The 14,534-nt window shown below is 64.9% G+C and carries 9 protein-coding genes and 1 pseudogene; 6 read left to right on the forward strand and 4 right to left on the reverse strand.

Annotated elements, in window-relative coordinates:
• The first annotated feature begins 322 nt into the window (after nt 1-322).
• Nucleotides 323-1,895: pseudogene (locus tag EN738_RS17645) on the forward strand (alkaline phosphatase).
• Nucleotides 1,896-2,003: 108 nt separating this feature from the next.
• Here the strand turns inward: EN738_RS17645 and EN738_RS17650 are convergent.
• Entirely contained in the window at nt 2,004-2,282 is a 279-nt protein-coding gene (locus EN738_RS17650; protein ID WP_127284799.1) for a hypothetical protein, read from the reverse strand.
• A 201-nt stretch (nt 2,283-2,483) separates the two neighbouring features.
• Here EN738_RS17650 and typA point away from each other — a divergent pair, with 201 nt between their 5' ends.
• A complete protein-coding gene (gene typA / locus EN738_RS17655; protein ID WP_127284800.1) occupies nt 2,484-4,313 on the forward strand; it encodes a translational GTPase TypA in 1,830 nt (609 codons plus the stop codon).
• A gap of 57 nt (nt 4,314-4,370) precedes the next feature.
• Here typA and EN738_RS17660 read toward each other — a convergent pair whose 3' ends face one another.
• The gene (locus EN738_RS17660) at nt 4,371-4,997 is read right to left on the reverse strand and encodes a DUF1062 domain-containing protein (protein ID WP_127284801.1); all 627 of its coding nucleotides are present in this window, start codon (nt 4,995-4,997) and stop codon (nt 4,371-4,373) included.
• Nucleotides 4,998-5,414: 417 nt separating this feature from the next.
• Between EN738_RS17660 and EN738_RS17665 the strand changes: the two genes are divergently transcribed.
• On the forward strand, nt 5,415-6,029 hold the full coding sequence (locus tag EN738_RS17665) for a LysE family translocator (RefSeq protein ID WP_127284802.1): 615 nt from the start codon (nt 5,415-5,417) through the stop codon (nt 6,027-6,029).
• A gap of 4 nt (nt 6,030-6,033) precedes the next feature.
• On the opposite strand, the gene EN738_RS17670 is transcribed toward EN738_RS17665, so the two are convergent.
• Nucleotides 6,034-6,357 carry a YciI family protein gene (locus EN738_RS17670; protein ID WP_127284803.1) on the reverse strand — a complete coding sequence of 108 codons (324 nt, stop codon included), beginning with the start codon at nt 6,355-6,357 and terminating at the stop codon, nt 6,034-6,036.
• A 245-nt stretch (nt 6,358-6,602) separates the two neighbouring features.
• Nucleotides 6,603-7,190 (reverse strand): peroxidase-related enzyme, encoded by a 588-nt coding sequence (locus EN738_RS17675; protein ID WP_127284804.1) that lies wholly within the window; start codon nt 7,188-7,190, stop codon nt 6,603-6,605.
• 140 nt (nt 7,191-7,330) lie between these two features.
• On the opposite strand from EN738_RS17675, the gene EN738_RS17680 reads away from it, so the two are divergent.
• The 3 genes from EN738_RS17680 to EN738_RS17690 are packed head-to-tail and all read left to right on the forward strand — an operon-like array spanning nt 7,331 to nt 14,349.
• Nucleotides 7,331-12,130 (forward strand): NAD-glutamate dehydrogenase, encoded by a 4,800-nt coding sequence (locus EN738_RS17680; RefSeq protein WP_127284805.1) that lies wholly within the window; start codon nt 7,331-7,333, stop codon nt 12,128-12,130.
• 52 nt (nt 12,131-12,182) lie between these two features.
• Nucleotides 12,183-12,920, forward strand: a complete 738-nt coding sequence (locus EN738_RS17685; protein WP_127284806.1) for a class I SAM-dependent methyltransferase — start codon at nt 12,183-12,185, stop codon at nt 12,918-12,920.
• Nucleotides 12,921-12,933: 13 nt separating this feature from the next.
• Complete coding sequence (locus EN738_RS17690) at nt 12,934-14,349, forward strand: MFS transporter (RefSeq protein WP_189556334.1); 1,416 nt, start codon at nt 12,934-12,936, stop codon at nt 14,347-14,349.
• Nucleotides 14,350-14,534: the final 185 nt, after the last annotated feature.

Raw genomic sequence — 14,534 nt, forward strand, 5'->3', positions numbered from 1 at the left:
GGCCCCAGCTCATCCACGGTTTAGGCTACCTGAGGGGTGACGGGCTCTCGACCGCCGCCACGGATCAGGCAAGCACCTGGTCCGTGGCACCCCTCAACAATGCACGATTCCAGACACACAAGGGGTGCTCCAGGGAACGCCACCGTCTCACTCAGTCGCGCACCCCTCATCCGTCTCGGCGCTGCGCGCCGATCCACCTTCTCCCACAAGGAGAGAAGGGAAGGCCTGTTCATTGTTATCAAAACTTCATGGTTCCGAGATGCGCCTGAAACATTGAGGCGGGAGCTTGGGGGCGACGTTCAACGCCATCCAGGAGACAGCCATGAACAAGATCTCGATGACCCGCCGCGCCTTCGTCACCTCGGCGAGCGCATTCGGCCTGGTCGGCGCCTCGGGCCTCGCATTGCCCTATTATTCGCGCGCCAGCCAGCGGCCTGCCTTCACCCATGGCGTCCAGTCCGGCGACGTCGATGCCTCCAGCGGCATGGTGTGGACGCGCACGGACCGTCCGGCGCGCGTGATGTTCGAAGTGTCGTCGACGGAGAGCTTCGCCAACGCGTCCAGGCTCGCGCCGCTCGATTCGTCGCCGGCCAGCGACTACACGGTGAAGCGGCTGCTCACCGATCTCGCCGCCGACCAGGACATCTTCTACCGCATGACGGCGGCCGACCTCGCCGACATCAACGCCGTCTCCGAGCCGATCATCGGGCGCTTCCGCACCGCGCCGGCCTCCAAGCGCGACATCCGCTTCGCCTGGTCGGGCGACACCGCCGGCCAGGGCTGGGGCATCGATGAGACCGGCATGAAGACCTACGCCACCATCGGCAAGCACACGCCGGATTTCTTCCTGCATTCCGGCGACACGATCTATGCCGATGGCGTGATGAAGGACGAGGTCGACCTGCCCGGCGGCGGCAAGTGGAAGAACGCCGTGCTGATCGACGAGAAGCGCAAGGTGGCGCAGACGCTCGACGAATATCGGGCGCAGTGGAAATACAACATGATGGACAGGAATGTGCTCGCCCTCTCCGCCATCTGCCCGACCTTCTACCAGTGGGACGACCACGAGGTGGTCAACAACTGGTCGGATTCCAAGGATCTCGGCAGCGACGACCGCTACTCGGAGAAATCCATCCATGTGCTGGCGGCACGCGCGGCGCGCGCCTTCCACGAGATGACGACGATCCGCTACGAGCCGGCCGAGCCCGGCCGCGTCTATCGCAAAATAGCCTATGGGCCGCTGCTCGACGTGTTCTTCCTCGACATGCGCTCCTATCGCGGCCCGAACGGCCCGGACATGCAGGACACGATGACGCCGGAATCGCATGCTGGGCGAGCAGCAGACCAAATGGCTGAAGCGGGAACTCGCGAATTCCAGGGCGACCTGGAAGATCATTGCCGCCGACATGCCGCTTGGGCTGGTGGTGTGGAACGACGGCACCAAGAAGGTGGGCGGCGAGGCCGTCAGCAATGGCGACAACGGCCTGCCCAGGGGACGCGAGCTCGAGATCGCCGACCTGCTGCGCTACATCAAGAACGCCGGCATCAGCAACACGGTGTGGCTGACCGCCGACGTCCACTACACGGCCGCGCATTACTACAATCCCGAAAAGGCGCAGTTCCAGGATTTCAATCCGTTCTGGGAATTCGTCTCCGGCCCGATCCATGCCGGCACGTTCGGTCCCAACGATTTCGACATGACCTTCGGCCCGCAGCTGAAGTTCATCAAGGCGCCGACCGCCGAGCAGGGCCAGAACCTGCCGCCGTCGGCCGGCCTGCAGTTCTTCGGCCTGGTCGACATTTCAGGCGCCACCGAACAGCTGACGGTGCGGCTGATGGATCGCGACGACAACGAGCTCTACAAGGTGACGCTCGACCCGGTGCGCTCGGCTTAGGAGACTGTTGGAAATTCTACTGCGGCGGCCATCTGCTGGCGCTTTCTGACTCGCCGGAGCGAATTTCGAAACAGTCTCTAGGAGGACGACCGCCGCGACCGGTGGTCGTCAGTCCGGATAGCAAGTCGCGGGAATCTTCGGCCACACGGCGCTGTCGCAGCCGGCGTCCTGCTGCCGCTGCTTGAAGGCGGCGCTGACGGGGCCGGTCACGACGGGGTCGACGCCATCGGGGGCATCGGCGAACATCTGCTCCGCCGTCTGCGTGTCGGGGAGCAGAGCGGGATTTCCCTTGAGTGTCGCGGCCGACTGCGCGGCGCCCACCGCCAGCAGCACGGTAAGTGCTGCCCAGGCCAGGATCGGACGCAATCTGATGAAAGAATCGGTCATGGGAGTCGAACTGCCCGGACCCCGAAAGGTTCCGCCCTGGTGAATTGATACATTTGACGCAAAGACGCTTAAGAATTGGTAACCACATATTTGGGTACGAGCCTCCCCTTTCGCAAATGCGAAAAACCCTGTATGAGCCGCGCAACCGAAAAAGGCGGCGCCTCTGGGCCTGCTGCCTGCAACGCTCCCGAGACCAGACACATGAACCTCCGCAATATCGCGATCATCGCGCACGTCGACCATGGAAAAACCACCCTCGTCGACCAGCTCCTGAAACAGTCCGGCGCCTTCCGCGACAACCAGCGCGTCGCCGAGCGCGCCATGGATTCCAACGACCTCGAAAAGGAACGCGGCATCACCATCCTGGCCAAGGCGACCTCGGTCGACTGGCACGGCACCCGCATCAACATCGTCGACACGCCCGGCCACGCCGATTTCGGCGGCGAGGTCGAGCGCATCCTGTCGATGGTGGATTCGGCGATCGTGCTGGTCGATGCCGCCGAAGGGCCGATGCCGCAGACCAAGTTCGTCGTCGGCAAGGCGCTCAAGGTCGGCCTGAAGCCGATCGTCGTCATCAACAAGATCGACCGCCCGGACGCGCGCCATGTCGAGGTGGTCAACGAGGTGTTCGATCTCTTCGCCGCGCTCGACGCCACCGACGAGCAGCTCGACTTCCCGATCCTCTACGGTTCGGGCCGCGACGGCTGGGTTTCGGAAAATCCCGAAGGCCCGAAGGACCAGCAGCTGGCGCCCCTGTTCGACCTCGTTGTCAAGCATGTGCCGGCGCCGACCGTGCATCCCGGCCCGTTCCGCATGATCGGCACCATCCTGGAAGCCAATCCCTTCCTCGGCCGCATCATCACCGGCCGCATCGAGTCCGGCTCGCTGAAGGCCAACCAGGCGGTCAAGGTGCTGCACCATGACGGCACCCAGATCGAGACCGGCCGCGTCTCCAAGATCCTCGCTTTCCGCGGCCTCGAGCGCCAGCCGATCGACGAAGCCCAGGCGGGCGACATCGTCGCCATCGCCGGCCTGTCGAAGGGCACCGTCGCCGACACGTTCTGCGACCCGACGGTGACCGAGCCGCTGCACGCGCAGCCGATCGACCCGCCGACGGTGACGATGTCCTTCCTCGTCAACGACAGCCCGCTCGCCGGCACGGAAGGCGACAAGGTGACCAGCCGCGTCATCCGCGACCGCCTGCTGCGCGAGGCCGAAGGCAATGTCGCGCTGAAGATCGAGGAATCGCCGGAAAAGGATTCCTTCTTCGTCTCCGGCCGTGGCGAATTGCAGCTCGCGGTGCTGATCGAGACGATGCGCCGCGAAGGCTTCGAGATCGCCGTGTCGCGGCCGCGCGTCGTCATGCAGAAGGGCGAGAACGGCGAATTGCTGGAGCCGGTCGAGGAAGTCGTCATCGACGTCGACGAGGAGCATGCCGGCGTCGTCGTGCAGAAGATGTCGGAGCGCAAGGCCGAGATGGTCGAATTGCGCCCGTCCGGCGGCAACCGCCAGCGCCTGGTCTTCCACGCGCCGACGCGCGGCCTGATCGGCTACCAGTCGGAACTGTTGACCGATACGCGCGGCACCGCGGTGATGAACCGGCTGTTCCACGCCTACGAGGTCTATAAGGGCGAATTGCCGGGCCGCACCAACGGCGTGCTGATCTCCAACGAGCAGGGCGAATCGGTCGCCTATGCGATGTGGAACCTGGAGGATCGCGGCCCGATGGTCATCGATCCGGGCGTCAAGGTCTACCAGGGCATGATCATCGGCATCCACTCCAGGGACAACGACCTCGAGGTCAATGTGCTGAAGGGCAAGAAGCTCACCAACATCCGCGCCGCCGGCAAGGACGAAGCGGTGAAGCTGACGCCGCCGATCCGCATGACGCTGGAGCGCGCGCTGGCCTGGATCCAGGACGACGAGCTGGTCGAGGTGACGCCGAAGACGATCCGGCTGCGCAAGCTTTATCTCGACCCGAACGAACGCAAGCGCTTCGAGAAGTCGGCCAAGGCGGTCGGCGCGGCGTAAGGTTTTCGCCCGGAGCAGTCATCGAGGGAGGGAGCACTGCTCCCTCCCTTCCTCATTTCACGCGCCGGCAGCGGTGACAATGGCGTCGCAATCCGGTTCGTCGCTCAGATCGATGCGGATCGCCATGCCGTCGCGCGGCGGCCTGCGCAGCGCCTTGGCGCCATCAAGCTCGACGCAAAGCTGCCGCCGCTCCTCCCAGGCCTGAAGCCGCGAGCGCGAGACGCCGAGTTCGCCGGCCATCAACCGGTCGAGCCGCAAGGGCACAGGCATTTCCAGAGTGAGCCGCAGCTCCAGCACGGTCGTATGTTCCGGCCGGCGTTCCAGCACATGCCTTTCGACGGCGACATCTGGGAACTCCTCGATGCGTCCGGCGTGGCTCCTCAGTACGGCGGCATCGAAGGCATGACGCCGGGCCAGATCCGGATCGTTGCTTTCGAGCGCCGCGAGCAGCGCCGGCTCGATGTCGCGGCGGTTGCGGCGCTCGAAGATGGCGAAATTCCAGGAATTGTCGCAGTCGACGCAGCGGTAGATCAGCCAGGCGTCGATGCGCTTGCCGTTGGCGTTGACGCGGAATTTGTCGCTCGATCGATATGGCCTGAGGCCGCCGCAGCGATTGCAGGTGATGAGAGGTCGAGGCGCGATCTCGGGCGCGATCGCCCAGCGGATACGCAAGAGTCCAGACATGCCGAAAGCCCTTCCCGTCGGGAAGTTCGCCAGGTCGGCGATGTCGAGTTGCCCGGGCGGGCACGGCGTGGCTGGAGAGCTGCGGCTTTAAGGAAATCAGGCGTCGCGCGGCGCGCGACAGGTTCAGCAATGCCAAACCGGTCTCGAACCGCCGCCTGAGGAACACATGAAATGATCGGGACGCCGCAACCGCAGCGCCCTGTGTTTTCAGGAGAGTTGACGAGACCGGCGGTTACTGAGGCAAAGTGAAGCTCGAAACGATTGTCGGGGCGGCTCTTCTAGCCGTGGCCGACGGGAACGGCAAGACGGCAATTGTCGAGATCGGCGCCGCCGCGACCGAAGCGATTGCCTGTTCTTTGCCAAAGCTGCCGTTGCTGGCTAGATTGGCAGCCAAACCTCAGATCGGAGATTTTGGCAATGCATCTCACCTCGCTGCTGATCTTCGCCGCCGCGCTTTTCGTCGCCGCCGGCTCGCCCGGCCCGTCGATCGCCGCCCTTGTCGCGAGGGTGATCTCGAAGGGTTTTCGCGACGTGTTCCCGTTCCTGCTCGCCATGTGGATCGGCGAGGGCATCTGGCTGTCGCTGGCGGTGTTCGGGCTGGCCGTGGTGGCGCAGACCTTTCATCTCGCCTTCGTCGCAGTGAAATGGGCGGGCGTCGCCTATCTCGCCTATCTGGCGTGGAAGATGTGGACCGCGCCCGTCGAGGCGAAGGAAGGCGAGATGCCGCGCGAGGATTCGCCGGCAAAACTGTTCTTCGCCGGCATGGCGGTGACACTGGGCAACCCCAAGATCATGATGTTCTATCTGGCACTGCTGCCGACCATCATCGATCTTGCCTCGGTCAGCGTCGTCGGCTGGATGGAACTGACGGCGACCATGGCGGTGGTCCTTGTCGCCATCGATCTTGCCTGGGTGCTCGCCGCCGCGCAGGCCCGCAAGCTGCTCAAAAGCAGGCGGGCGATGAAGATCGCCAACCGCGTGAGCGCCGCCACCATGGCAGGCGCCGCCGCCGCGATCGCTGCCCGTTCCTGAACGGCTACATCATCTCGATGATCGGCGCGATCTCGACGGTGAAGGCCGGGTCCATCAGGATCGGGCAAGCCTTGGCCTTGGCGACGGCGTCGTCGATATCCCTGGCTTCGACGATGGTGTAGCCGGCGGTCGGATTGCTGCCGCCATTGTTCTCGACCTTGCCGCTCGCCAGCACCGTCTTCGACATTCCGACCGGATTGCCGCCGTCGACCACGGCCGGGCCGAGCTTGTCGTACCAGCCGGTCCACGCATCCATGGCCGCCTTCCGCTCAACCTCGTCGGTCGGCATCTTGCCGGAGCCATGATAGACATAGAGAAACTTCGCCATGTTCTCCTCCCTTGATCGGCGGCATCGAACCGGCATGCGGCCATGCCGCTTGGCGATATGCGGCTCAGCCGCAATCGTGTTGATATGCGGCGATGCCGCAATCCTTGATATACGGCGATGCCGCAATCCTTGATATACGGCGATGCCGCAATCCTTGATATGCGGCGATGCCGCAATCGTTGATCATCGGACCAAAACGGCGGAGAAGCAATGAGAATGCGCGATAGCTAAAATAGTGCCGCCGCCTAGCGTGCCATGGCGTGGTATTCGTCGTTCGGGCGCATGTCTATCGCGGCCGCTACCCGGTTCGACATGTTGAAGAAGGCGGCGGTCGAGGCGATGTCCCAGATGTCGCGGTCGGAAAAGCCGGCCTTGCGCAAGGCCGCGCGGTCGCCCTCGATGATCTTCGCCGGCTCCTCCGTCAGCTTGACGGCGAATTCGAGCATCGCGGTCTGCCTGGGTGAAAGGTCGGCGGCGCGGAAATTCATCACCATCATCTCGCCGAGGGAAGGGTCGCCGGAAAGCTGGCGCACCGCGGCGCCATGCGCGGTCAGGCAATAGTAGCAATGGTTGATCGAGGAGACGACGACGGCAATCATCTCGCGCTCCAGCTTCGACAGGCCGGACTCGCCCAGCATCAGGTCGTTGTACATGTCGGTGAAGGCGCGCAGCTTCTTCTCGTCGAAGGCGTAGGCCTTGAGCACGTTGGGAACGAGGCCGAGCTTTTCCTCGCATTTGGCGAAATAGGCTTTCGTCGCCTCGCTGAGCTCGGCCTGGGCGAGGTCGAGCGCGGTGATCCTGCCGGTCGTTTTGGCGCTCTTGCTTGCACTCATTGGGCTTCGTCCTTCTCATTCGCTGCCGATTTGCAATCAAAATTCCGAAGAATCTTTGCAAGCCGTCAAACCTTTGTCGCCAAACGGCGGTCATCTGCTACCATAATCGCAAAAGCATGTGACGGGAGGGACTTCACATCATGGCCAGCCTCAAAACCGCAAGCCAGCCGAAGAAGACGGTTCCAGCAAAGGGAGGCGCGGCGAAGGGAGGCGAAAGACCGGGTCGGCTTGCCGACTATCTTCTTGCCCGCGCGCCGGCCGAGGACGTCGCCGCCTACGAGGTTGCCGATCTCGAGCGTGCCGCCGATCTTGCCGGGCGAGCCGTCGCCAGGCACAAGAAGGGCGATTGCATCGTCGCGATCGACGTCGATTCCGGCGTGGCGCGCCAGGGCCGGCCGGTGACGGTGGTCACCGTCGTCAACGACAACATGCCGTTCCTGTTCGATTCCATCCTGGGCGAGATCACCGAGAGCGCCGGCGAGCCGCTGCTGGTCACACATCCGGTCGTCACCGTCAGGCATGGCAAGGCTGGCGTCGAGGAAATCCTCGGCGATGGCGGCTTCGCCAAGGGCGACGGCAGCCACGACCGGCTGAGCGTCGTGCATGTCCATATCGGCCGGTTGTCCGCCGACCAGGCCGAAGCGCTGGCCGGACGCTTGAGGAAGCTGCTGGTCCAGGTGCGCGCCGCCGTCACCGACTGGAAGCCGATGCTCGCCCGCCTCGACCAGGCGATCTCGGAATTCCGCTACGCGCCGGTGCCGCTCGACAAGGCGCACGTCACCGAGGCGATCGCCTTCCTCGAATGGCTGCGCGATGACAATTTCACGTTCCTCGGCATGCGCGAGTTCAAATACACCGGCGGCGAAAAGAGCGGCACGCTGGAGCGCGCCGACAAGCCCGGCCTCGGCATCCTGTCCGACCCGGATGTGCTGGTGCTGAGGCGGGGCACCGAAGCGGTGACGACGACGCCCGAGATCCGCGCCTTCCTGCACGGTCCGGAGCCACTGATCGTCACCAAGGCCAACGCCAAGTCGTCGGTGCACCGCCGCATCTATCTCGATTACATCGGCGTCAAGACCTACACCGCCAAGGGCACGCTGCTCGGCGAATTGCGCATCGTCGGCCTGTTCACCTCGACCGCCTACACGCGCTCGGTGATGAAGATCCCCTATCTGCGCTCCAAGGCCGAAACCGTCATCACCAAGTCCGGCTTCAACCCAAGCGACCATTCCGGCAAGGCGCTGATCAACGTGCTGGAAAGCTATCCGCGCGATGAGCTGTTCCAGGTGCCGGTGCCGATCCTGCGCAAGCATGCCGAGGCCATTCTCGGCCTGATCGAGCGGCCGCGCGTCAGGGCGCTGGTGCGCGCCGACCAGTTCGACCGCTTCGTCTCGATCCTGGTCTTCGTGCCGCGCGACCGCTACGACAGCGTCGCGCGCGAGAAGATCGGCACCTATCTCAAGACCGTGTTCGAAGGGCGGCTGTCGGCCTACTACCCCGCCTTCCCGGAAGGCGGGCTGGCGCGCGTCCACTTCATCATCGGCCGCTCCGGCGGCAAGACGCCGAAGGTCGAACAGGCGGCGATCGAGGCGGCGATCCGCGACATCGTGCGGACCTGGGACGATGCGCTGCGCGAGACCGCGGCCGAAACCGGCACGGACAGAGCGCTGACGGCAATCGCCTCGCGCTTTTCGGAAAGCTATCGCGACTCCTTCTCGCCGGCGGTGGCGCTCGCCGATGCCGGGCGGATCGCCAGGATCGACGCCGCCAATCCGATCGCCATCGACTACTATCGCCATGCCGACCAGAAGCCGCACCAGGCGGCCCTGAAGATCTATCACCATGGCAGCCCGGTGGCGCTGTCGCGGCGCGTGCCGGTGCTGGAGAACATCGGCTTCCGCGTCATCAGCGAGCGCACCTTCGAGGTCGGCGACGATCCGTCCGGCATGGTCTTCATCCACGACATGGAGCTGGAGAACAGCTACGGCAAGCCGATCGACCTCACGGATGGCGGGGCGCTGTTCGAGGACGCGTTTTTGTCGGTGTGGCGCGGCGATGTCGACAATGACGGCTACAACGGTCTCGCCCAGACCGCCGGCCTGTGGTCCGGCGAGGTCACCATCCTGCGCGCCTATGGCCGCTATCTGCAGCAAGCCGGCATTCCGCAAAGCCAGGACTTCATCGCCGCCGCGCTCAACCGCTATCCCGACATCGCGCGCGGCCTGCATGCGCTGTTCGTCGCCCGCCTCGGGCCGACGGCCGAAACCGAAGGCGCAGTGGCAGCCAAGCACCTCAAGGCCAAGATCAAGGACGCGCTGGAGGAGGTGCCGAACATCGATGATGACACCATCATCCGCCGCTACCTCAATTTGATCGAAGCCTCGCTGCGCACCAATCATTTCGTTTCCGGAACGAAAGAGCGGGGCCAGTCGCTGGCGATCAAGCTCGATTCGCAGGCGGTCGACGGGCTGCCGGCCCCGCGCCCGTGGCGCGAGATCTTCGTCTATGGTTCCGAGGTCGAAGGCGTGCATCTGCGCTTCGGCCCGGTGGCGCGCGGCGGCCTGCGCTGGTCGGACCGCGCCCAGGACTACCGCACCGAGGTGCTGGGCCTGGTCAAGGCGCAGCAGGTGAAGAATGCCGTCATCGTGCCGGTCGGCGCCAAGGGCGGCTTCTATCCCAAGCGCCTGCCGGTCGGAGGCAGCCGCGACGCGATCTTCGAGGCCGGCACCTCGGCGTACAAGAACTATGTCTCCAGCCTGCTGTCGATCACCGACAATATCGGCATCGACGGCGTCATCCCGCCGGCCGGCGTGGTGCGGCGCGATCCTGACGATCCCTATTTCGTCGTCGCCGCCGACAAGGGCACGGCGACGTTCTCCGACACCGCCAACGCGATTTCCGAGAAGCACGGCTTCTGGCTGGACGATGCCTTCGCCAGCGGCGGCTCGGCCGGCTACGACCACAAGAAGATGGGCATCACCGCCAAGGGCGCCTGGGAAGCAGTCAAGCGGCATTTCCGCGAGATGAACCGCGACATCCAGACCTCGCCCTTCACCGTCGTCGGCGTCGGCGACATGTCGGGCGACGTGTTCGGCAACGGCATGCTGTTGTCGCCGCAGACGCGGCTGATCGCGGCCTTCGACCATCGCGACATCTTCATCGATCCGGATCCGGACGTGGCGGCGTCGATGGCCGAGCGGGAATGCATGTTCGCGCTGCCGCGCTCCTCATGGCAGGACTACGACAAGTCGAAACTGTCGGAAGGCGGCGTCATCGTCTCGCGCAATCAGAAGTCGATCACGCTGCCGCAAGCCGCCGCTGCCGCGATCGGGCTCGGCAAGACCACCGCGACGCCGGTCGAGATCATGAACGCCATCCTCAAGGCGGCTGTCGACCTTCTGTGGTTCGGCGGCATCGGTACCTATCTGAGGGCATCGAACGAGACCAATGCCGATGTCGGCGACCGCGCCAACGACGCCATCCGCGTCACCGCGCTTGATGTGCGCGCCAAGGTCATCGGCGAGGGCGCCAATCTCGGCGTCACGCAGCGGGCGCGCATCGAATTCGGGCTTGCCGGCGGCCGCTGCAATTCCGACGCCATCGACAATTCGGCCGGCGTCAACTGCTCCGACGTCGAGGTCAACATCAAGATCGCGCTGGCCTCGGCCATGCGCAAGGGCGCGCTGGCCCGGCCGGCGCGCAACAAACTGCTCTCGGAGATGACCGGCGAGGTGGGGGGGCTGGTGCTGTCCAACAATTACCAGCAGACGCTGGCGCTCTCGATCGCGCGCAAGCGCGGGCTGGCCGACATCGCGCATCAGAGCCGCTTCATGACGGCGCTGGAGGCGCGCGGCCTGCTCAACCGCGCCGTCGAGACGCTGCCGTCACCGGCGGCGCTTGCCGAGCGCGAGGCGCGCGGCGAGCCGCTGACCAGGGCGGAGCTCGGCGTGCTGCTCGCCTACGCCAAGATCGTGCTGTTCTCCGACATCGTCGCCAGCGACGTGCCCGACGATCCGCATTTCGAGCGCGATCTGCTTGGCTATTTCCCGGAGCGGATGGCGAAGAAATACGCCGCCGAGATCGACGGCCACCGGCTGCGCCGCGAGATCATCGCCCGCGTGGTCGCCAACGACCTCGTCAATCGCGGCGGTCCGTCCTTCGTCAACCGGCTGCAGGAGGCCACCGGGCGCACGGCCGCCGATGTGGTGCGCACCTTCGCCGTGGTGCGTGACGGCTTCGCGCTGCCGGCGCTCTACAAGGAAATCGACGCGCTCGACAACCAGATCGACGGCCAGGTGCAGCTTGATCTCTACCAGGCGGTTAGCCGGCTTATCTTCATGACCAGCGGCTGGTATCTGAAGAACGATGCCGGCACGGCGCCGCTTGGCCAGCGCATCGCCGAATTGCAGGAGGCGCGCAAGGCGCTGGAGCCGAAGCTCGCCTCGCTGCTGCCGGCCTACTCGCGCGAGCGGATCGAGGAGCGGCGGCACAGCCTGTTCAAGGGCGGGGCGCCGGAACCGCTGGCCGGGCAGCTGGCGTTGGCCGATCTGGCCGAGCTGATCCCCGACATCGCGCTGACAGCGCGCACCGCCAATGCCGATATCGTCGCCGCCGCAAGGGCCTTCTTCGCCGTCAGCGACGCCTTCCGCATCCCGCGCGTCGAGGAGGCGGCGCGGGCGATCTCGCCGCCGGATTACTATGACCAGCTGGCGCTTTCGCGCGCCACCGACACGATCGGCGCGGCACGGCGCGGCATCGCAGTGGCGGCGCTGACCGCCCACGCCAAGGCGGCGGATCCGGTGGCGGCCTGGCTGGAAGCCGGTGGTGAACGGGTCGCGCGCATCCGCGAGCGGCTGCAAGCGCTGACAGAGGGCGGCGACATCACCGTGTCACGGCTGTCCGTGGCATCCGGGCTGATGAGCGACCTGACGGGGATGTAGGCTGAGCGAGATCGAGGATCCGGTTCGGCCCGAGGAGGGTCCTGCCCCTGTTGTGAGCGAAAACATCTATGACGCGCAATTCGTCAAAGGTGTCTTCGACCGCTGCTCCGGTCAATACATTGCCTTCAGCTGGGTGTGCTCGTTCGGCTTCACCGAGCGTTGGCGCCGGCAATGCGTCGAACTGATGCCTGCGCCAGAAACACGGCAACCGAAGGGCTACGACCTGATGGCCGGCACCGGCGAGGTATGGCCGCATCTGCTCAAGCGCTTTCCGGATATCGCCGAGATCACGGCCGTCGATATCTCGTCCGGCATGCATCTGCGCGCCATGGAGCGTTTGCATACACACAGGGCCCACAAGATCGCCTTCATCGAAGACGATGTGCTGGCCAGCGATTTGCCCGACGCAGACGCCGATTTCATCGTCTCCACCTTCGGATTGAAGACCTTCAACAGCGAGCAGCATGCGAAGCTCGCCAGGCTGGTCGCGCGCTGCCTCAGGCCCGGCGGCGTCTTTTGCATGATCGAAGCATCCGATCCAAAAGGCTGGTGGTTGAGGCCGCTCTATCTGTTCCACCTGAAGGTTGTGTTGCCGCTTGTCGAAAGGACCTTGCTCAACGGCGCGCAGGATTTCTCGATGATCGGCACCTACTCGACCAATTTCGGCGACGCTTCCGCCGTGGCGGAAATGTTGAGGGCCGAGGGGCTCGAGGTCGAGTTCAAGCGCTTCTTCTTCGGCTGCGCGACAGCCGTCGCGGGCAGGAAGCCGGCCGCATTTGCACCGTCATGAAAAACATGCAGACATGGCGCCCGACGCGGGGCGGGCCGAGGGAATCAGCATGGCGGCAATAGAGACAGTGCAGCGGGCGTCGGGGCGCGGCATCTGGGGCTGGATGTTCTTCGACTGGGCAGCGCAGCCGTTCTTCACCGTCGTCACCACCTTCATCTTCGGGCCTTACTTCGCCTCGCGCATGGTCAGCGATCCGGTGATGGGCCAGGCCGCCTGGGCCTGGGGCATCGCCGCCGCGGGACTGGTCATCGCCGTGCTGTCGCCGATACTGGGCTCGATCGCCGACCAGACCGGGCCGCGCAAGCCGTGGATCGCTAGCTTCGCCGCAATCAAGATCACCAGCCTGACGCTGCTGTGGCTCGCCGCCCCCGGCTCGAACGTCTTCCTGATCGTGGCCCTGTTCTCGCTGGCCTCGGTGGCGGCAGAGTTCTCCACTGTTTTCAATGATTCGATGATGCCGCGTCTGGTGCCGAAGAGCGAGATCGGCCGCGTCTCCAATATCGCCTGGGGGCTGGGCTATCTCGGCGGCATGATCGCGTTGATCTTCGTCATCCTGTTCATGGCCGGCAATCCCGAAACCGGCAAGACGATCATCGGCCTCGACCCGATCCTCGGGCTTGACCCGAAGCTTGGCGAGGACGCCCGCGCCACGGGGCCGATGTCGGCCGGCTGGTATTTCCTGTTCATCCTGCCGATGTTCTTCTTCACCCCCGATGCCGCCAAAGGCATCCCGATCGGACCGGCCGTGCGCCAGGGTCTGTCCGAGCTGAAGTCGACCCTGGCCGAGGCGCGCAAGCGCGTCGGCATCTTCCGCTTCCTCGTCGCCCGCATGATCTATCAGGACGGCGTCAATGCGCTGCTGACGCAGGGCGGCGTGTTCGCGGCGGCGATGTTCGGCTGGTCGATCACCGAGATCGGCATCTTCGGCATCATCCTCAATGTCGTCGCCATCTTCGGCTGCTGGATCGCCGCCCGCCTCGACACCGCGCTCGGTTCCAAGGCGGTGGTGATGATCGCGCTGGTGATGCTGACAGTGGCCACCGCCGGCATCGTCTCGACAGGCCCGGGTTTCACACTGCTCGGCCTGATCCAGCTTTCCACCGTCGATTCCGGCGGCCTGTTCGGCACCGCGGCCGAGAAGGCCTACATCCTCTACGGGTTGTTGATCGGGCTTGCCTTCGGACCGGTGCAGGCCTCGTCGCGCTCCTACATGGCGCGCAGCGTCACCGCCGCCGAATCCGGCCGCTATTTCGGCATCTACGCCCTGTCCGGACGGGCGACCAGCTTCCTGGCGCCGTTCCTGCTGGCGACGATCAGCTGGGCCACCGACTCGGCCCGGCTCGGCATGGCGGTCATCATCCTGTTCCTCGGCATCGGCATAGCGATCCTGATCAGGACGCCGTATCCGGCGGACCAGCCGGTGGAATGAGAGACATTCGATAATTCTACTCCGCTGGCCGCCTGACGCGGTTTTCTGCGCTTCCGGTGCTCACGGACTTGAATGTCCGCTCCGCTCCGGTTCTCGAAAACCACGCCATCCGACTCAGCGGAACGAATTCTCAAACGTCTCTCAGCCGGGAGCTAGTGCCGGAAATGCCTGACGCCGGTGAACAC

It is taken from the genome of Mesorhizobium sp. M4B.F.Ca.ET.017.02.2.1 (assembly GCF_003998955.1).
Taxonomy (GTDB): Bacteria; Pseudomonadota; Alphaproteobacteria; order Rhizobiales; family Rhizobiaceae; genus Mesorhizobium; species Mesorhizobium abyssinicae.